13 protein-coding genes and 1 pseudogene are annotated in these 19,196 nt (G+C 71.5%); 5 read left to right on the top strand and 9 right to left on the bottom strand.

The genetic code is table 11. The features are described 5' to 3' along the window. Nucleotide 1 precedes the first annotated feature (1 nt). From ACFXKZ_RS41715 to ACFXKZ_RS41685, 7 genes are all read right to left on the bottom strand, one after another. The gene (locus tag ACFXKZ_RS41715) at nucleotides 2-265 is read right to left on the bottom strand and encodes an acyl carrier protein (protein WP_380009729.1); all 264 of its coding nucleotides are present in this window, start codon (nucleotides 263-265) and stop codon (nucleotides 2-4) included. After that, nucleotides 249-1,799 carry an AMP-binding protein gene (locus ACFXKZ_RS41710; RefSeq protein WP_380009726.1) on the bottom strand — a complete coding sequence of 517 codons (1,551 nt, stop codon included), beginning with the start codon at nucleotides 1,797-1,799 and terminating at the stop codon, nucleotides 249-251. The genes ACFXKZ_RS41715 and ACFXKZ_RS41710 overlap by 17 nt, the downstream gene beginning before the upstream one ends. Next, on the bottom strand, nucleotides 1,796-5,137 hold the full coding sequence (locus ACFXKZ_RS41705) for an amino acid adenylation domain-containing protein (RefSeq protein WP_380009723.1): 3,342 nt from the start codon (nucleotides 5,135-5,137) through the stop codon (nucleotides 1,796-1,798). The genes ACFXKZ_RS41710 and ACFXKZ_RS41705 overlap by 4 nt, the downstream gene beginning before the upstream one ends. After that, complete coding sequence (locus ACFXKZ_RS41700; RefSeq protein WP_380009720.1) at nucleotides 5,134-7,437, bottom strand: class I tRNA ligase family protein; 2,304 nt, start codon at nucleotides 7,435-7,437, stop codon at nucleotides 5,134-5,136. Before ACFXKZ_RS41700 ends, ACFXKZ_RS41705 begins: the two co-directional genes overlap by 4 nt. A gap of 19 nt (nucleotides 7,438-7,456) precedes the next feature. Beyond that, a complete protein-coding gene (locus ACFXKZ_RS41695) occupies nucleotides 7,457-8,551 on the bottom strand; it encodes an NAD(P)/FAD-dependent oxidoreductase (protein WP_380009717.1) in 1,095 nt (364 codons plus the stop codon). Continuing rightward, the gene (locus ACFXKZ_RS41690; RefSeq protein WP_380009714.1) at nucleotides 8,548-9,900 is read right to left on the bottom strand and encodes a lysine N(6)-hydroxylase/L-ornithine N(5)-oxygenase family protein; all 1,353 of its coding nucleotides are present in this window, start codon (nucleotides 9,898-9,900) and stop codon (nucleotides 8,548-8,550) included. The genes ACFXKZ_RS41695 and ACFXKZ_RS41690 overlap by 4 nt, the downstream gene beginning before the upstream one ends. A gap of 851 nt (nucleotides 9,901-10,751) precedes the next feature. After that, nucleotides 10,752-10,913 (bottom strand): hypothetical protein, encoded by a 162-nt coding sequence (locus ACFXKZ_RS41685; RefSeq protein ID WP_380009711.1) that lies wholly within the window; start codon nucleotides 10,911-10,913, stop codon nucleotides 10,752-10,754. A gap of 356 nt (nucleotides 10,914-11,269) precedes the next feature. Between ACFXKZ_RS41685 and ACFXKZ_RS41680 the strand changes: the two genes are divergently transcribed. The 4 genes from ACFXKZ_RS41680 (at nucleotide 11,270) to ACFXKZ_RS41665 (ending at nucleotide 16,108) form a co-directional block, all read left to right on the top strand. Continuing rightward, a complete protein-coding gene (locus ACFXKZ_RS41680; protein ID WP_380009708.1) occupies nucleotides 11,270-11,422 on the top strand; it encodes a hypothetical protein in 153 nt (50 codons plus the stop codon). A 152-nt stretch (nucleotides 11,423-11,574) separates the two neighbouring features. Further along, entirely contained in the window at nucleotides 11,575-13,503 is a 1,929-nt protein-coding gene (locus tag ACFXKZ_RS41675; RefSeq protein ID WP_380009705.1) for a DUF4135 domain-containing protein, read from the top strand. After that, nucleotides 13,500-14,807 carry a hypothetical protein gene (locus tag ACFXKZ_RS41670; RefSeq protein ID WP_380009702.1) on the top strand — a complete coding sequence of 436 codons (1,308 nt, stop codon included), beginning with the start codon at nucleotides 13,500-13,502 and terminating at the stop codon, nucleotides 14,805-14,807. The genes ACFXKZ_RS41675 and ACFXKZ_RS41670 overlap by 4 nt, the downstream gene beginning before the upstream one ends. Beyond that, nucleotides 14,804-16,108, top strand: coding sequence for a cupin (locus ACFXKZ_RS41665; protein WP_380009699.1), 1,305 nt, complete (start codon nucleotides 14,804-14,806; stop codon nucleotides 16,106-16,108). Before ACFXKZ_RS41670 ends, ACFXKZ_RS41665 begins: the two co-directional genes overlap by 4 nt. Here the strand turns inward: ACFXKZ_RS41665 and ACFXKZ_RS41660 are convergent. Continuing rightward, nucleotides 16,095-17,570, bottom strand: a complete 1,476-nt coding sequence (locus ACFXKZ_RS41660; protein ID WP_380009696.1) for a sensor histidine kinase — start codon at nucleotides 17,568-17,570, stop codon at nucleotides 16,095-16,097. The two genes, ACFXKZ_RS41665 and ACFXKZ_RS41660, sit on opposite strands and share 14 nt — an antisense overlap. Continuing rightward, a complete protein-coding gene (locus tag ACFXKZ_RS41655) occupies nucleotides 17,564-18,298 on the bottom strand; it encodes a response regulator transcription factor (protein ID WP_380009694.1) in 735 nt (244 codons plus the stop codon). Before ACFXKZ_RS41655 ends, ACFXKZ_RS41660 begins: the two co-directional genes overlap by 7 nt. A 392-nt stretch (nucleotides 18,299-18,690) precedes the next feature. Here ACFXKZ_RS41655 and ACFXKZ_RS41650 point away from each other — a divergent pair. Then, a pseudogene (locus tag ACFXKZ_RS41650) lies at nucleotides 18,691-19,095 on the top strand (MMPL family transporter); the annotation flags it as partial. Nucleotides 19,096-19,196: the final 101 nt, after the last annotated feature.

Below are 19,196 nucleotides of genomic sequence, written 5' to 3'. Positions count from 1 at the left end.
CTCAAGCCGCCTTTCCGGCGTGGCGCGACAGCGCCTCGGTCACATCGCGCAGCGTGCTCATGGCCGCGACGTCGGGTTCGGTGAAACAGGCCAGGTCCACCCCGGCATCGTCGCAGGCGGCCATCAGGAACAAGACCTTGTTCAGTGAAGTCAATCCGTACGTGCCGACCATGTCCTGGTCCGGGTCGAGGTCCTGGGGGGCGACGTCGGACTCCAACACCCGGGCCAGGTTCGTCCTGGCCACGGTCTCAATCTCGGACTGCATGGATGCCTCCCTCGGTGTCGTGGATCCGGGCACGGTAGGCGTCGAGAATGCGCCCGCGCCTGGGCTTGAGCTGAGAGGTGAGCAGTCCGTTCCCGACGCTGAATCGGGGACTGGCCACCACCACCGCGCGGATTTGCTCGTCGGGCCCGAACGCGGCGTTGGTACGGGCGAGTTGCGCGGCGACGGCGCGCTTCAGTTCGGGTCCGCCCACCCCCGCCGCCGGGGAGACCACGGCGACCAGCCGGGTCTGCGTCGGGCAGAACACCACACACTCCTCGATCGCGGGACTGGCCTTCATCCGTTCCTCCAGCGGCCGTACGACGACCTTGCGGCCGTTGTCGAGCACGATCACGTCGTCGGCGCGGCCGTGCACGTACAGGAATCCGTCCTCGTCCAGTCGGCCGATGTCGTTGGTCCGCACCGTGCCGTCGGGGGCGAACACCCGCTCGGACACCCCGGGCGGCGCCTGCTCGTAGCCCGCGCACACGGGGTGGTCGGCGCGTACGTGAATCACTCCTTCGGCGTCCAGGATCACCCGTTTGCCCGGCAGGACACGCCCGACGCTGCCCCGCCGATGCGCGCCGGGATGGTTCTTGGTGACGATGCACGTCTCGTTGAGGCCGTAGCCCTCGAAGATCGGCAGTCCCGCGTCCTCGAAGAAGGTCAGCGTGCCGGTCGAGGCCGGCGCCGAACCGGTCCACAGGTAGCGGATGCGGTCGCCGAACAACCGTCGCGCGCCGTCGCGGCGCGCGGTCGCCTCGTCCGTGTCGGTGCCCGCGCCGCGCATCCGCGCCTCGATGTGCTTCCTGGCCGTCTCGAAGAACCCCGGCACGCCCATCACCACCGTCGGCCGGATCGCACGCAGCGCCGGGAACGCGGCCTCGTAGGTGCAGATCGTGACGTCGTGGCCCCAACGCAGCGCGGAATACGTCCAGTAGCGCTGCTGGAGCACCGACAGCGGCAGGAACACGAGCAGGTTGTCGCCGTCGCCGTGCGCGAACATCTCCTGGACCGCGCGCAGATCGTCGTCGATGCTGCCGACCGACGCGGTGAGCGTCTTGGGCTCGCCCGTGCTGCCCGAGGTGAGCTTCAGCGACAACACGTCGTCGGGCGTGTAGACGATCGGTTCCAGGACGCGACCGTCGTCCGGCAGGGCCGACGCGACCTCGATCTCGGTGAGCGCCCTGCTGCCGGGGGCCTGCGGTTGCCCGTCGGTGAACAGCACGGCCAGTCGGTAGCGTTCGCGCAGTCCGGTGTCGGTGTCGAACTTGGCGGGGTCGAAGCCCACCGTCACCGCGCCCAGGCGGATCGCCGCGAGATCGAGCAGCACCCATCCGAGGCCGTTCGCGGCCAGGATGCCGATCCGGTCGCCCCGCTCGAAGCCCAGGTCGCGCAACCACAGGGCGAGGCGCCCGGCACGCGTGTGCAGTTCGGTCAGCTCCATGGTCTGAGTCCCGCCGAGCCGGAAGAAAGAGATGTGCCCGCCGGGGGAGGGGGCCCGGGAGACGATGTGGTTGATCACCGAATCGCTCACGGCGTGCTCGCCCCCGCCCCGGCGCGCTCGGCCAGGCCGCGTTCGACGTGCGCGGCCATCGTGCGGATCGTGTCCACCTCCGGCAGGCGGTCCAGCGTGATGGTCAGACCGAAGCGTTTGCGCACCCCGGCCAGGATGCGCGCGGCCACCAGCGAGTCGCCGCCCAGGTCGTACAACGGGCGGGTGACGTCCAGGTCGGTGTCCGCGACGCGCAGCGGCTTGGCCCACAATCCGGCGACCACCAGCTCCAGTTCCGAATCGGCGGCGGTGGGCGCGGCCGACGCCGGCGCGACCGCCTCGGCGGCGGCCGCGAGTCGGGCCCGGTCGACCTTGCCGTTGCGGGTCAACGGCAGCGCGGCGTGCCAGTACACGGCGGCCGGAATCATGTACTGCGGCAAATGCGCGCGCAGCGCGGCGCGTACCGCGTCCACATCCGGGCGCTCGTCGCCGGCCGGGACCAGATGGGCGACCAGCCGGTCGCCCCGCGCGCCGGACTGCCGGGAGACCACCGAGCGTTCCACGGCGGGCAGCGCAACCAGTCGGGTCTCCACCTCGCCGGCCTCGATGCGATAGCCGTTCACCTTGATCTGGAAGTCGCCACGGCCGAGGATGTCGATCTCGCCGTCCGGCAGATAGCGGCCCAAATCCCCGGTCCGGTAGAGGCGTTCGCCGCGCTCCGGGTCGAGCACGAAGCGCTCGGCGGTCAGCTCCGGGTCGTCCCAGTAGCCCCGCGCCAGACCCACCCCGGCCGCCCAGATCTCGCCGGTGACCCCGTCGGGCACGTCGCACCCGAACTCGTCGAGCAGATACGCCCGGTTGTTCGCGTTGGGTCGGCCGTACGGGATGCTGCGCGAGCCGTCCTCGTCCGGGCCGATCGGGTGCGACACGTTCCAGATCGTGGTCTCCGTCGGCCCGCCCAGCGAGACGATCCGCGCGTCCGGCACGAGTTTGCGCAACTCCTGCGGCAACGTCGGCGGAATACGGTCGCCGCTCATCATCACCAGGCGCAGCGTGTCCAGCGCATCCGTGCCCTCTGCCGCCTGGTCGCGCAGCAACGACACGATCGCCGGCACCGAGTTCCACACGCTCACCCGCGCCCGGCCGCACAACGACAACCAGTGCGCGGGATCGGCCGCGCGGTCCGCGTCCGGCAACACCACGGCCGCCCCGGCGCACAGGGCGCCGAAGACGTCGTAGACGGACAGGTCGAAGTTGAAGGCGCTGATCCCGAAGAAGCGGTCCGCCGGTCCTATGCCGAAGCGCGCGTTGCAGTCGGCGACCACGTTGGCCACACTCCCGCGAGCGACCATGACCCCCTTGGGCTCGCCGGTGGTCCCCGACGTGTACAGCACATACGCCAGATGATCGTCGTTCGCCACGCCGGGCACCGGACGCGGATCGGGCACCGGCCCCGGCGGCAGCGGCCGGCCGGCGTCGAGCACCAGGACCTCGCGTCCCGCCTCGGCGCCCGCCTCCCCGTCGTTGGTCAACACCACCCGCGCCCGGCCGTTGTCCAGCATGTACGCGCGCCGCGCCGGCGGGAGCGCGGCATCGACCGGCAGGTACGCGGCCCCGGCGAGCAGCGTCGCGACAATGCCGACGACCTGCTCGGGCCCACGATGCATCACCAGCCCGACCAACTCGTCCGGGCCCACGTCGTGGGCGCGCAACCAGGCGGCGGCGTGCGCGGCGTGCCCGTACACCTGTGCGTAGCTCAGCCAGGCGCCCGCGGTCAGCACCGCGGGCGCGTCCGGCGCGCGCTCCACGTGCGCCAGGAACGCGTCGATCAACATGCCCGGCGCGGGCGGCTGCGTCGCCGTCGCGTTGGCTGCCCGGCGGCGCTCGCGCTGCGCCTCGGGCAGCAGGTCGAACGTCCGTGCCGACCACGACTCCTCGGCGAGCAGAGCCTCCAGGAGGTGCTGGTAGCCCGATACCAGGTCCGGCACCAGGCCGTCCGGGAACAGTGCGTCGACGCTGTCGAACTGCACCACCACGCCGCCGTGTTGCTCGAACGTGGAGACGTCGAGCCACACCTGCGGGGTCTGACTGGAGGTGTACACCTCCGGCCCGAACAGCTCCAGGGCCGAGCCGTCGACGTCGGCGTGCGCGTAACCGAGAGCGCTGTTGAACGTGTACGGCATCGGCCCGCGCGCCGCGCCGTCGCCGCGCCGGGCGGCCTCGCGCAACACCTCGATGCCGGTGAAGTGCCGGTTGTCCAACCCTCGGCGCAGCCCGGCCTGCAACGCGCGGGCCCGCTCGACGAAGGGCAGGCGCCGGTCCACCTCGATCTCGACGAGCATCGTCTCGCAGAAGTTGCCGACGGCCTCGAAGATGCGCGGGTGGATCGGCGGACGGTTCGCCACCGTGGTGTTGATCGTGAACCGTGAACCGGCGCCCCAGGCCGCGAGGGTGTCCGCGTAGACCGCGAACAGCACTGCGGAGGGGGTGAGTCCGGCCGCCGCCGCGCGAGCCTTGAGCGCGGTCCACCGCGGCTCGCTCAGCCGGGCGAAGCGCGCCGAAAAGCGTGGTGCCACGATCGAGGAGGGGCTGGTACGCAGGGGCAGGTCCGGGGCGGGCGCGAGGTCGTCGAGGCGGTCCATCCAGTACGCGCGGGCCCGCTTCGCCGGGGCCCGGGTGCGCGCGGCCTCCACGGCAGCTACGTACGCCTCGAAGGACGCCTCCTCCGTCGGGACCTCGGCCGTACCCTCCGTCGTGTCGTAGGCCCGGCGCCAGTCGCGGAAGAACAGGAACATGCCGATCGCGTCCATGACCAGGCCGTCGTGGTCGACGTGCAGCACCATCCGGTCGTCCGCGAGGACGGTGACGTCGACCGCCACGAGCGGCGCGCGGTCGGCCGGCAGGATGCGGTGCGAGCGCGAAGCGCGTTCGGCGCGCAGGTGTTCGTGCCGGGTTGCCTCGGACGCGCCGCGCAGGTCCATGCGCCCGATACGCACCTCGACCTCGGCCTCCCGCACCTGGCGGCCGTCGGGGGTGAAGCGGGTGCGCAACGCGTCGTGGCGCGCCACCACCGCGCGCAGCGCGGCCTCCAGGCGGTCGAGGTCCCAGGCGCCCTCGATCTCGTGGTAGACGTGGCTGGCCACGTTGCCCATCTCGACGTGCTCGCCCCGCCCGACCAGGTAGCTGCGTTGCAGGTCGGTCAGCGCGAAGCCGTCCGGCGGGTCCAGATGGGCGACCAGGGCCGCCTTGTGCTCCTTGATCAGGCGCAGCAGTTCGGGATCCATACGCTCCCGAGGGCCCTGCAGGCGCAGATCGGCTCCGGCGGCCGAGATGGTCAGCCCCCTGGCCTCGATCTCGCGGAGAATCCCGAGGTGGTTCACGCCGGCACCCCCGCGCGTGCTGCGACGTCGTCCGGGTCCAGTCCCTCGGCGATCAGCGCGCTCAGTTCGGCGACGGTGCGGGCGCCGAGCAGTTCCTCGATCGGGACGTCGGCGTCGACCTGCTCGGTGAGTTGGTACTGCAGGGCGATCGCCTGGAGCGATGCCATCCCCAGCTGGATCAGCGAGCGGTCGTGCACGGGCTCGTCGGCGGGCAGTCGCAGGAGATCGCGCACCAGCGCGCTGAACCACGGGAGCAGCGGCGGGTCCGATCGGTCGGCGGCCGGTGCCGAGGGTTGCGCGTCGGCCGTCCCGGGGACGGCGAAGAACTCCCGGCCGGCAAGGTCGACGACGGTCCCGGCCGGTACCAGGTCGACCCGGGCGGGCCAGCGGGTGGGCGCGGGGATGCCGAGCGCGGCGGACAGGCGCTCCGCGAACCGGGGCATCACCGGGGCGCCGCACGTGGCCAGCAGTCGGGCGGCGGCCAGTTCGAGGGCGATCCCCGTACGCGCTTCGTCCTTGAAGTCGGCCACGTCGGCGGCGGGGGCCTGGAGACGCACGAAGGCGGTGACATCGGTGACGATGCCATCCAGCAGTTCGGCCGCACGGTTGAGCGAGAAGCCGTCCTGCCCCAGCGCGCCGGTCAGCGCCGACCGGCGCGCCTCCAACCGGGCCAGGAAGGCCGCGTGTTCGGGCCGCCAGACGCCGGCGTCGGGCGCCACGCCGGCGTATCGCTCGGCGACGCGCTCGCCCAGGTCGTGCAGCCACCTCTGCCAGGTGCCGACGAGGGTGTCCCGGACGTAGGTCTCGTACGCGTCGGGGGAGAAGCCGGTGCGCCGGCCCTCGGGGCGGGTCAGCGCGAGGTAGAAGCGGATCGCGTCGACCGTGCGGGGGTTCAGCACGTCCTTGCCCCAGATCGCGTGGCCGCGGCTGGTGGAGAACTTGCTGTCCTCCAGGAGGTAGAACTCGTTGATGTGGTAGTCGATGTCCGGCTGCCAGCGCGGATGCGCGACCCGGTACAGCGCCGGGATGAACATGGGGTGGAAGAAGCTGCCGTCCGAGCCCAGGAAGTGCACGATCTTCCAGTCGGGCGAGGGGGCGTCCGCGGCCCAGTCGCGGCCCAGGTCGCGGCCGAGTTCGCCGATGCCGTACAGGATGCTGAAGGCGTAGTCCAGCCACGACCAGATCACCTGGCCCGGTACATCGCTCTCGGCGGGGGTGATGCCCCACTCGGCCACGTGCGTGACCGGGATGTGCAACTGCTCGCGCCGACCCAGGCGTTCGGCCAGCTCCTTGACCGCCGCCGGGACCCGGCCGAGCCGGTGGTGGTCGGTGACCACCTTCCCGAACTCGTGCAGCGGGAAGGTGTAGCGCACCAGCGCCCGCTCGTGCGGCGGCGCGTCGCACGCCGCCGAGCGCGGCTCGATCAGGTCGGTGCACACGTTGGGTTCCAGGCACGTCTCGCAGATGTTGCCCCCGCTGTCGCCGTCGCACGTGGGGCAGCGGCCGGACACCCCCGACTCGTACAGGTATTCGCCGGTGTCGGCGGCGAACAGCGCAGCGCTCTCGCGCGGCGCCACGGTTCCCGACGCGGTCAGTCGGGAGAAGAACGCCCGCAGCGCGGCCGGATAGGCGTCGTCGCGGCTGGTCGCGGTGTACTGGTGGACGTCGATGTCCATCAGCTTCAGCGTGGCCAGGATCTCGGCGCTGTAGTGCGCGGCGGTCTGCGCCGGGGTGCGGCCCTCCCGACGGGCGGCGGCCACCACGTAGTTCTGGTAGTCGTCGCTGCCGGTGATGTGCCACGCGTCGGCGCCGAGCATGCGCTGATGGCGGACGAACACGTCGGCGCCGAAGAACGGCCCCGACAGGTGCCCCAGATGCAGATCGCCGTTGGGTGTGGGCGCGGAGGAGAAGACGAACACCGGACGGGTGCCGAATCCGCGGTGCCCGGTGTCGTGGGCGGCGTTCATCGCCCGTTCGCCGTCGCGCCAGTACAGGCTGACGAACAGCAGGTCGGTGTCTCCCGTGTTCTCCACGGAGTGGGTCTCGAACGGTTCGAACTGGACCACGGTGGAGGCGGATACCGGATGGCGCTCGGCGTCCACGGTCAACTCCCCGGTGCCGGAGACGAACACCCATGTCTCCGTCTCGTCGTGCTGGTGCGCCTCCGAGCGTGCGCCGGGGGCGACGCCGACCCAGGTCGCGCCGACACCCAGCCGCGTCGCGGAGCCCGCCTCCACGGCGGCCACGGCGACGCCGTCGGCGGCGTGGGGGGCGTCGGGGCGGTAGGTGCTGATCTTCACGACGGCTCCTTCACTTCGATCACGCGTGCGCAGGAATCGAGGACAGGTCCAGCAGATCCGCGGCCTCCGCCGCGATCGCCGGGGCGAGCCGATATCCGGACCCGTTGGCGGCGCCGGCGAAGACGACGCGTCCGCCGCCCAGCGCCCGCACCTGCGGTTCGCCGGTGGGGCTGTACGCGTCGCAGAACACCCGTCCCGAAATGCGGTGTTCGGCCAACGCGGGGGCGTGGCGGCGCAGGCTCGCGCGCGCCTGGTCGACGTCGTCGGCGGACAGGCCGCCGGCCAGGTCGTCGGGATCGACGTCCCAGGTCGTACAGGTGTAGCTGAACAGCCAGTGCCCCGAGGCGTGCAGCGGCAGCAGGAAGGCATCCTCGTCGTGGAAGACGACGGCCCGGTCGGTGCGGGTCGGGACTCGCTCGACGTGCAGGGCGACGATCTTCTTGACGCGGGCGCCCAGCGGGGCCAACAACTCGCGCCAGGCCGGTTCGGCGAGCCAGGGCCCCGGGGCCAACACGACCCGATCGGCGGTCACCGTCTCGCCGGTGCCGAGGGCGAGTTCGACACTGCCCGGGCCCGGCTCCGCGTGGCCGACGGCGCGCAGCGTGTCCACGTGCACACCCTCGCGCAGGGTCACCCGTGCCCGCAGTTCCCGGGTGAGGTCGTGCACCAGCGTGTATACGTCGGCGTACTGGGCACCCCGACAGTCCCAGACCCGCGCATGGTCGGGAAGTCGCAGGTCGGGCGGGCCGGTTCGGTCTTCGAGAGGGTCGACGGGGGTCAACTCGGCGCTGTCGAGGTAGATCTCGCGCACGCGTGCGGCGTTCGCGGGGGAGGCGACCACCGACATCGGCACCGCGTGAATCGGCAACTCGGGCTCGTAGTTTTTGAGTTCCGCGTAGTACCGCTGGCTGAACGCCGTCATCCGCCGCACCCGCTCCGTCGCGCCGCGCGGACAGTGCAGTCCGGCCGACCGCCGGCTCGCACCGGCACCGACGGTGTCCCGGTCCAAGAGCAGGACGGACGCCTCCGGCGCGCGGGCGAGGATCTCCCGGGCGACCAGGCAGCCGACGATTCCGGCGCCGACGACCGCCACATCGGTGTGTTCCCGGCTCACAGGGCGTCCAGGTCGTCGACGGGCGGTTTGGCGGACCACTCCACGAACGACGGCAATTGTTCGTCGGAGCCCACCCCCAGAAGCCGGTCGAGGATGCGCCGGCTGCGCCAAGCGGTCAGGCTCAGATTGGGATCGGCGAGGCCGCGCTGACCGCGTGCCGCGTTCTGCATGAAGATGAGGCGATCGCGAGGGCCGTCCCATTGCACGGCGAAATCCCGGTCGATGCGATACTCGTCGCCCTCGCGTTCCAGGCGGCTTTCGATCGGCGCGAGGAATTCGGTCGACGCCGGACGGAATCCGGTGGCCCACACGATGGTGTCCACATCCACGTACTCGACCACACCCGGCCGGTCGTTGTGGCCCATCTCGATGGTCCACCCGCCGGACTCGTTCCCGCTCACGTCGGTGACCCCACGATTGGGCAGCAGCGCCAGCAGATCCTGCGTGCCCTCGATGAAGCGGTGCTCGTAGCAGCGCTGGTAGATCTCCCGCAACGTCGACTCGGAGATGCCGTCGCTGCTCAGCACATGACGACGGTTGAGCGACTCGCGGACCGCCCGGTCCACCCCGGCGAAATACTCCGAATAGCTCGGCGTGTAGTACTCGTTCGTGAACGGCGAGTCGTCGATGGGAAAGTAGTTCCCGCGCCGCGAGATCCAGGTCACGCGCCGGGGTAATTCCTGCGGCGCGCGGGATATCAGATCCAAGAACGCCTCGGCCCCGGACTGGCCGCCACCGACCACGGCGACCCGTTTTCCGGCGAGTCCGGGGCGTGTTCCGTCGATGAAGTCGCTGACGTGGAACTGGGTGTCGCCGAGTTTGTCCCTGGCATGCTCGGGAACCCAGGATGTGGTACCGACTCCGACGCAGATGTTCTCCGCCGTCACGGTACGCCGACCGGTGTGCACGACGAACGTGTCACGCGCGTCGTCGAACTCCACGGCAACCACTTTTTCGCCGAAGACGATGTTCTCGTTGCGTCGGCTCGCCCACTCCAGATAGTTCCGGAATTCCCGGCGGGGAACCGCGTCGTACCGGGCGTTGATGAAGTGGTAGATCTTGCCCTGCTCGTGCAGATACGAGAGGAAGGAGAACCCGTTGGTCGGGTAGGAGAGGATGACGAGATCCTTGAGCAGCGACACCTGTAACGACGCGCCGGGGATCTGTTGATTGTCGTGCCAACCGAACCGCTCCTTCTGGTCGAGAAAGAGGTTCGGCGTCTCCGCGCGCCCGTGCAGCAGTGACGCCAGGCTCAGGTTGGCGGGACCGACTCCGATGCCGACACAGCGGTACTGCGCCGACTGGGGCTCGATGTTTCCCGAAACACGGTTTTCGACTGGTTTCCCCACGGCTCGACGACACTCCCAGCACTCGCGCAGGACTGGTCATCCGGCGAAATCCCCGTTGGACGCGCGTAACACGCGTGACGGCCGGGGACAGCCCCGGGCGTCGGGAACGGCACGCACGGAGCTTCACGACGGATGCTTCTCGGAGGGGTGGCCGCCGGGCACCGCGGTGGTCGAACGATGGTCCGCGGCGCGCGTCGGGCGGTGACAAGTGGTCGGATGGTGCGCACGAGATTCCCTGCCGGCCTGTTCTCGAATTTCGAGAATCGGCGGTCGGGATGCGGAGGCCGGGCCCCGGCTCGTCCGGTCGAGTCGATGCCGATGTCGACCGGAGGAGAGGGCGTCGGCTTCGCGGGGAAGCTTCGGAATGGCTAGGGTTCAGCTATTCATTTCGATTTCACCAAAGGTTCGGGTCATCAAATTTTCCCGTGCGACTTCGCGCGGACTGATGACCGGGATTGACTGTATAGCAGGCCGGTCGGCTTGGCTAGTGTGTCGCGGCGAATCCGGCGGAAGATCGATTACCTGCCGATCGGGGAAAACGCGAAGATCGTATTCCGGTTCCCCAATCTGTGACAACTGCCGAGATGGTATTGATCGGCTTGTTTGCCATGGATATCGGCGGGTGTATGCGCAGGTCGGGCCATGGGTGGGCGAATTTGATCATCGCCGGCCGACAGGATCGATGAAGATCGATGCGCGCATTTTTGGCGACGGCATATCGTCGCGGTTCCCGAGGAAGGGGAGTCCTCGATTTCGGGATCGTCCGGGTGCCGGCTCGGCCGGGACGGACGCATGAATGTGGTCCGGGCGCTCGTCGAGCCGACGATGCCGCCGTGCTCGGTGCGCGTGGATCAGGTGCGTACGGCCGTCGCCGTCGTGGCGGTGTGCCGCGCGGCGTGCTCCGGGCGCGGCCGGCTCATCACGCGGGCGAGGTACCGGCCCAGGGACAACAGCGCCCAGAGCGGTACCCCGAGGAGGGTGAGGGCGAGGAACAGGCCGCCGATGAGGAACATGAATCGGAAGTATGCCGGACGAGATGGGGCACGTCACCCTCTTCGGGTCGATCGACTCGGCTCCGCCCCGGGACCGACGCCCTCCCCGACCCCGACGGATCGTCCGGAGGAGCAATTTCCGGCCTGCCGGCAGATCCCGCCCGTCGGCGCCGGGCCCGCCGTCGCCGACCGGGAAACGGGGCCGGGCGCGGTCGGACAACGGGGCCGGGCGCGGTCGGACAAGTGTCCGGAATTCGGCTGCCGTCCCCAGGAATTCCCGCCAATGATGAGATCTGTCGGCGGGTATGTGGGCCTCTCCGCCCGTGATCGATTCGCCGACCCGCCCCTCACTGAAAGCACACGGAAGGGAGATTGCGATGGAATTGCGCGGCGGTACGGAACTCCACATCGAATCGGCCGACGAGGACGAATCGTTCGACATTCTCGTGGGTGACCTGGAGTTCGAACTCGTGGACGACCGGCTCCGTCCTCCGACGAGCTGTACCCACTACGGGTACTGCCCGGCCTGAGGCTGAGCCCGCACGTCGGATGCCGTGCCCGAGGGTGCGGCATCCGACGTGTTCCGGCGCATCCGACGCCCGGATTCGCACATCCCGGGCCCGGCCCGAGCCCGGCCCGAGTTCCGCCCGAGCCCAGCCCCGTCACGGAAGGACGATTCGTCTTGGCCACCACGCTGCCGGTTCCCGTGCTCGACCGGCTGATCCGGCATGTACGGGAGGGCGGCGCCCAGGAGGTGTTCCCGCCCGTCGTCACCGACGGACCGGCCGAAACCCTGGTACCCGACGGCGCGTTGGGCGGTGTGCGGGACGCCGACCAGGTGACCGCGCTGCTCGCCGAGGACCGGTTCGCCCCCTTCCGGCGCGCGATGGAGCGACTCGACGCCTGGAGCGTCCGCGCCGCCGCCGGCATCGACGCCGACCTCCTGGCGCCCGGCGTACTCGACCCGGTCGACTCCGCGCTGTTCGGCCCCACGCTGAGCGCGATCTTCACCGCCTGCCACCACTCCCCGGCGTCGGTGGCCGAACGCCTGGCGGAGCTGCGCGTCACCCAACTCCAGTCCGCGCTCGACCTGTTCCTCGTCCGCATGGGCACCGACCTGGGTGCACCGAACCGGCCGCGAGATCCGCGCCTGGCCGGTCCCGTGGTCGAACTGCGCGCGCACGGAGCGGAAACCCACAACGGCGGACTGCGGGTGCTACGACTGGCGTTCGCGGGCGGCGGCGCGCTCGCGTACAAACCGCGACCGGCGAACGGGGAAGCCCTGTTCCTGGCCGACGGCACGATCGGAGACGACCGGCAACCCGCGCAACCGGGCGGCCTGTTCGAGCGGATCAACGCACTGCCGGAAGCCGCCGGACCGGTGCGACTGCCGACCCTGGCCACCTGGACCGGTAGCGGTCCCGGCGCGCGCGGCTACAGCTGGCACGAGTGGATCGAAGCACCGGCCGAGCAGGGTCCCGTCCGCGTCGACGGCTCCACCACGATGACCGGCACGGTCCTCACCCCCGAACAGGCGCGCCGCTTTTGGCATCGGGCCGGCAACCTCGCCGCGACCTGTGTCGCCTTCGGCATCTCCGACCTGATCGGCGGCAACGTCCTGGCCGGAGCGCGCCCGCACCGGGCGCACGACCAACCCATGCTGTACCCGGTGGACCTGGAGTGCTACTTCACCGGATCGAGCGGACTGCGCGCCACCGGCCTCCTGGGCCCGGCCCCGGCGCCCGCCGAGGCCACCGCCGACGACTTCGAATACCCGCCCGGCCTGGAGGACACCGCCGACTGGCGGGCCCTCGAGGGCGGCGCGCTGGTCTGGCGACGCGCGGCCGACGGGACGCTGCGACTGCTGCCCATGGACCGCCCGCCGACCCGAACGGTGGTCCCCTCCGCCGTCGCGGATACCGAGGGCGGGTTCGGCCGCGCGCCCCACCTCCTGTCGATGCTGCGCGGCATGTTCGACGCCTGGACGCTGCTGTGCCGGCACCGCGAGGCGGTGCGGCGCGAACTGGAACCCCGGGCGCGCCGGGCGTACATCCGCATCGTGCCACGCCCGACCGCCGACTACGCCCGGGCCATCGACGCCCGACTGCGCGGCACCACCGCGGAACGCTACCCGGACGGCGAACCGTTCGGCGTCGACGAGAAGGCGCAGCTGAGCCGCTGGGACGTGCCCTACTACTTCTGCGCGGCGGCCCCGGCCGACGGCGACCCGGCCGCCCTCGGCGCACCGCTGCTCACCATGGCCCCGGCGCCGGAACCCTTCCTGGCCACGCCCGTTCCGCTCCGGGAGAGCCCCGAGGCGGAGGTCCCCGATTTCCCCACGGCCGGACTGCACCGCTACGCCGACCCCACCCTGGCCGCGCTCGGCCCGGCCCTGCGCGACGCGGTGGTCGGTGTGGTCGAGCAACTGCCGGACACCCGAGCCCTGGTGGACCCCACACTGGGGGTGACGCTGCGCTGGTCCGAGGGCGGCGCCGAAGGCCGGGTCGACTTCGACTGGCCGCGGGCGGGCCGGCGGTTCGGCTACGAGTGGGCCGGCGGCACACTGCGCATCCACCTGGCCAAGCTCGACACCCCCACGGAGGCGTCGTGAGCGGCACGGCGACCGGAAGGGCCGGAACGACCGGGCTGCCGGCCCCTACCGGCGGGTCGACCGACGAGCGGACCGGGGCCGACTGGCGCGACGTCTGCGCCCGCGCCTGGGATCGCGAACCGGCGCGCGTATCGCACGTCGTGCCCCCGATCGACGCGGTCACCGCCTTCCGTACCGCGACCGCGATGAGCGGCCCGTTCCGCGCCGGAGCGCGCCCCCGATCGGTCTCGGCCGTGCGCTTCTTCACCGTCGACGGCCGACTCGCCGCCCCCGGCGCCCTGTTGCCCACCGAGGACGACTACGACCTCGATCGTTACGCGGACCGGCTTGACGACGAACTCGACGGCAAGGGCTGGCTGCTGACGATCCGGCACCCCTTCGTCCTGGACTTTCCCCGCTGGGCGCGGGCCCGGGACGCGCTGGCCGGACTGTGGTCCGGGATCGGGTGGCCGGCACTGCCGCTCACCTCGGAGCTCTGCTTCGGCCACGACTTCCGCACCCCACCACCCGCGCCCGGGACGGACGTGCTGACCTGGGTACTCGCCGGCACCCATCGGCGCGACGCCGGCGCGGGCGACGTGCTGTACCACCCGGCGGCGGCCGTGGAGTCGGACGGGGGCGAGGAGTTCACCGATCGGGCCGCCGTGTTGCGGATCACCGTGCCCACCGATCCGACCACCGCGCTCCCGGCCGTACGCGGCGTGCTCCAGGACCTGATCCGCCGGGACCCGGTGGCCGCCCAACCGATGCCGTACCTGCCCTATCCGCCGCCGGAGAACGCGGACGGCTTGACGCCGCCGATCGCCGAGTTCGCCGAGGTCGCGCGGGTGCTCGGCCGGGTGGCGGGCGACCCGGACGGGGAGTTGACCCGCACGGTGCGCCGCCGCTGGGCCGCCCGGCGCACGGCGGCCGGCCTCGAACCGGTACCCGAACCCCGCTCCGCCACCGCGCCCGGACCCGGCATCGAACCGGCCATCGACGCCCACTCCCGATTCCGGCTCGTCGCCGAGGTCCTGCGGGTGCCCGAGGGCCCCGCAGCCGAAGTATGGGCGGTCAACGGCCTGTTGCTCCCGGTACGCGGCGCACTGGCCCCGCGCGTCCTGGCCGCCCTGGAGCGGCGGCGCACCAGCGACCTCGCCGAGGTGTGCGCCGACGTGGGCGTGACCGGGCACACCACCCGTGAGGAAGGCGTCCTGACCCTGCTGCGCGTGCTGTACCGGGTGCGCGCCATCGAATCGGCGGCCGAGGCGGACACGACCGAAACGACGGACACGACCGAAACGACGGCGGGGGAACCGACATGACCGACCGCACCGGTGGCGTCGACGTCATCGACGACCTCGACTGGGACCTGATCGCCGACCGCTACTGGGACCGCCGTCCGGTCCTGATCCGCCTCCCGGGCGGCCCGTCGGCCCACCCCTTCCGCCCGGACGACGTGTTCGGCTCCGCCGTGGCCGCCACCGCCGCCAACGCCGCCGGGGAGATCCCCAAACACGTGCGCTTCGCCGTCGACCGCGACCTCAAGTCCCGCCCCGACGGCTGGTTGCCGCTCGCCGAGGACGACTCGCTCGACGGCTACGCCACGCGCCTCGCCGAACGCCTCGACGGCCGCCGGTACTCGCTGACCGTGCAGGCGTTCCACGCCTTCAACCACCCGCTGTGGCGCCGCGAACGGGCTTTCTACGACGGCGCCTTCCGCCGCTTCGGGCTGCCGCTGAGCAGCGCCATCACCACGATGTTCCACGGCAACTACGAGCACACCCAGATCGGCGCGCACAAGGACCGGTTCGCGTCGTTCATGTTCGCCCTCCAGGGCCGCAAGGTGATGCGCTTCTGGCCGGAGCGGCCGTGGACGGAGGCGGTCACCTCGGTGCTGGACTACGAGCGTTACCTGCCGGGTTCGTTCGCGGTCGAGGTGCACGCAGGCGAGATGCTCTACTGGCCGTCGAGCCATTACCACGTCGGGGAAAGCGCGCTCGACGACACCCCCGCGACGAGTGTGAATGTCGGCCTGCCCCGCGAATTCACCCGCGCCGCCTTCGAGGTGGCGGAGTATCTGACCGACCCCACCCCCGAGTCCATGCTCAGCGAGGAGATGGAGACGGCCGGGCTGCCGCCGCTCGCGGGACCGTCCTGGGCGCCACCCGACCAGGACGAAAGGCCGCTGTCGGCAGATGTGTTACCCGCCGCGCTCGACCAGGCGGTGGACTTCTTCCGCTCCGGCGCGAACGAGGAGGCGGCCCGCGAGTGGGTGGCGACGTTGTCGCTGCGCCGCTGGACGGCCGGCGGCTTCTTCCCCGCGCCGCCGCCCGCGCCGCACCGGTCGCTGACCGACGAGGTCGCCGTCGGGCTGCCCGCCGACGAGCCGGTGCGTTGGCAGGACATCGGCGCGGTACGGATCGTCGCCGCGTGCGGGCACACCACGCGCACGCCCCTGCCCGCCGAGGCCGTTGCCCGCCTGCTCGCCGCGCTGCGCGCGCCCGCACGGGACCAGCGGGTCGGCTCGCTGCTCGACGAACTGCTCTCACCCGCCCGGGAGGACGGCCGACGCCTCCTGGAGGACCTGACCGGCTTCCACGCCCTCACAGTCACGGGGGATTGAGCCCGCGGATCGGCCCGCCGGCCCCACCGACCCGGCCGGCCTCTGTCGTCTTCGCCTCCGCCAAGGCGGGCAACCGTACCTCGACCACCGTCCCCCCACCGGGCGCCGGCCCGATCGTGATCGTGCCGTGGTGCATCTCCACGATCGCCGCGACGATGGACAACCCCAGACCGCTGCCGCCCTGGGTGCGACTGCGGCTCTTGTCGGCCCGATGGAACCGGTCGAAGACGTGCGGCAGATCGGCGGCCGGGATGCCCGGGCCGCGGTCGCGGACGGTCAGCACCGCCTCGCCGCCGGCGGCGCGCAGTTCGACCTCGGCCGGGGTATGCACGGGCGTATGCATCCGGACGTTGCCGAGCAGGTTGGCCACCAACTGCCGCAGCCGGTCCTCGTCCCCGAGCACGCTCACCCGATCCCCGATCGGGAGGCCGGCGCAGGTCAGCGGTCGGTCGGGCTCGATTGCGGCGGCGTCGCGGCAGGAGTCGGCGACCACCCGGGTCAGGTCGACCGGTTCCAGGTCGGTGTCCTGTTCCTCGTCCAGGCGCGCGAGCAGGAGCAGCGCCTCGACCAGGCCGTTCATCCGGCGTATCTCGGCGCGCATCCGGCTCACCGCGTCGTCCACCGCGGCCCGGTCGGGCAGCGCGCCGCGCTGGTACAACTCGGCGTATCCGCCGATGGATTGCAGTGGATTGCGCAGTTCGTGCGAGGCGTCGGCGACGAATCGGCGCAACCGTTCCCGGGAGGCGTCCCGCGCGGCCAGCGCGGCCTGGATCCCGTCGAGCATCCGGTCGAGCGCGATGGCCAGTCGGCCGACCTCGGTGCGCGGGCCGATCAGCGGATCGTGCACGCGCTGTGCATAGTCGCCGGCGGCGATCGTGTCGGCGACCCGGGCGGCGCGCTCCAGCGGCCGCAACTCCCGCCGCACGCACAGCGCGGCGAGCAGGGCCAGGGTCGGCAGCGCGATGCCGACGGTGGCCAGCACGACGTAGAGCGCGTGGTCGGCTGCCGCCTCGGTCTCGCGCACGCTCAGTGCGATCAGGGCGGTGCGCCCGTCGGTCAACGCCTGTACCCGCACCCGGAAGCTCTCCCGCGACCCCGGTTGCGCCGAGCCGGTGGTGAACGTGGCGCCGCTCGCGGGCAGCGGACCGGTCAACCTCGGTCCCGGGCCCTGGGGTTGCCGGTGCACGACGGCGAGCGCGACGTACAGGCCGCCCGGGTACTCCAGCCACACGCCCGGATCCAGGCTCATCGGCGCGTTGCTGCGCTCGCGGGTGTCCAGCGCGCGCAACGCGGCGGCGGTGGTGTCCAGTTGCTCGTCCAGGCGGTCGAACAGCGACTCCCGGAGCACCCCCACGGTCACCGCGGCGCAGGTGTTCAGCACGACCGTGCACACCACGATGATCACCACCACCAGGCGGCGGTGCAGCGGTTGGGTGCGGATCCCGGCGCGCAACCTCAGCACGGCGGGGTGCGCAGGCAGTAGCCGACGCCGCGCCGGGTGTGGATCAGCGGCGGACTCTGCCCGTCGTCGATCTTGCGGCGCAGGTAGCTGATGTAGGTGGCCACCACGGTGTCGTCGCCGTTGAAGTCGTAGGACCAGACGTGCTCCAGGAGCCGGGCCCGGGTCAGCACCCGATCCGGGTGCAGCATCAGGTAGCGCAGCAGGCGGAATTCGGTGGGGGACAGGTCGATGTGCCGGCCCGCGCGGCGCACCTGGTGGGCGGAGGAGTCGAGTTCGAGGTCGGCCACGCGCAGGATGTCGCCGCCGGGGTCGGCGCGGCGGGTGCGGCGCAGCACCGCCTCGATACGCGCGGTGACCTCGTCCAGTCCGAAGGGTTTGGTGATGTAGTCGTCGCCGCCGGCGGTCAGCCCGCGCACCACGTCCTTGCGGGTGTCGCGTGCGGTGAGGAAGACCACGGCGACGGGCAGGCCGTCGGCGCGCAGCCGGCGCAGCACCTCGAAGCCGTCGCCGTCGGGCAGCATGATGTCGAGCAGGACCAGTTCCGGCAGGAAGTCCCGGGCCACGGTGAGCGCTTGCCGTCCGGTAGCGGCGGTGCGCACGTCGTAGCCGACGAAGCGCAGGAACCGGGTGACGGTGTCCACGATCGCGGGTTCGTCGTCGACGACCAGGAGGCGACCGCGCTCGGTCGGCGGCGCGGACGAACCGCCCGATGGCTCCGCAGTGTTCATCTGGTTCCTTCTCGATGCGCGTTTCGCCGGACGGACGGGCCCCGGTCCGGTACCAGCGTGGCGCACGAACCGGCGGGCATTCCATGGGAGTCGTGTGTGAATGGGGCCTTTCGCGGCCCGGTTCAAGGGGGTTGCCAGGCCGTCGGCTCCTGGCGTGGACGGGATCGGGCCGACCCGATCCCATCCCCGTGCCGTATCCGTCCGGGAGTTCGTGATGTCCTCGCTGTTGTATCGCCTCGACCGTTTCGCCTATCACCGCCGCCGGTTCGTCATCGCCGCCTGGGTCCTGATCCTGGTGGCCTCGGCGGCGGCCACGCTCACCCTGATGAAACCATTCGCGTCGCGCAACGACATCCCGGGCACCGAGTCGCAGCGCTCCCTCGGCCGGCACCGGGCCGATCGTGAGCTTCCTGCCGATCCTGCCGATCGGCATCCTGTTCGGCCTGGCCATGGACTACGAGGTGTTCCTGGTCTCGCGGATGCGCGAGGAGTACACCCACGGGCGGCCCGCGCTCGACGCGCTGCGGGTGGGCTACGGGCACAGCGCCAAGGTCGCCGCCGCCGCGCTGATCATGGTGTCGGTGTTCGGGTCGTTCGTGTTGTCCGACAACGTGGTGGTCAAGGGCATGGGCTTCGCGCCGGCCGCGGGCGTGTTGTTCGACGCGTTCGTGGTCCGGATGACGCTGCTGCCGGCCGTACTGGCGGTGCTCGGCGCTCGGGCCTGGTGGTTGCCCCGGGCCCTCGACCGGTTCCTGCCGGACGTGGACCTGGAAGGCGCCGGACTGGCGCGCCGACTCGACGGCGCCGGCGCCGTGCCGACGGAGCGGTGCCCACGTGCTGAACGAGACCCGCTTTCCGCGATCCGGGCCGGTACTCCGGTTGTGCGCTGGTGCTCCAG

Origin of the sequence: Embleya sp. NPDC059237 (assembly GCF_042754105.1) — a bacterium.
Classification (GTDB): Bacteria; Actinomycetota; Actinomycetes; order Streptomycetales; family Streptomycetaceae; genus Embleya.
The sequence above is the reverse complement of the archived record's forward strand: the minus strand, read 5'-3'. Positions and strand labels throughout refer to the sequence as shown.

What these genes read in the sequence shown, in the direction of transcription:
- ACFXKZ_RS41715 (WP_380009729.1), bottom strand. Translation starts at nt 265, where the DNA reads ATGCAGTCCGAGATTGAGACCGTGGCCAGGACGAACCTGGCCCGGGTG.
- ACFXKZ_RS41685 (WP_380009711.1), bottom strand. Translation starts at nt 10,913, where the DNA reads ATGTTCCTCATCGGCGGCCTGTTCCTCGCCCTCACCCTCCTCGGGGTA.
- ACFXKZ_RS41680 (WP_380009708.1), top strand. Translation starts at nt 11,270, where the DNA reads ATGGAATTGCGCGGCGGTACGGAACTCCACATCGAATCGGCCGACGAG.
- ACFXKZ_RS41665 (WP_380009699.1), top strand. Translation starts at nt 14,804, where the DNA reads ATGACCGACCGCACCGGTGGCGTCGACGTCATCGACGACCTCGACTGG.
- ACFXKZ_RS41655 (WP_380009694.1), bottom strand. Translation starts at nt 18,298, where the DNA reads ATGAACACTGCGGAGCCATCGGGCGGTTCGTCCGCGCCGCCGACCGAG.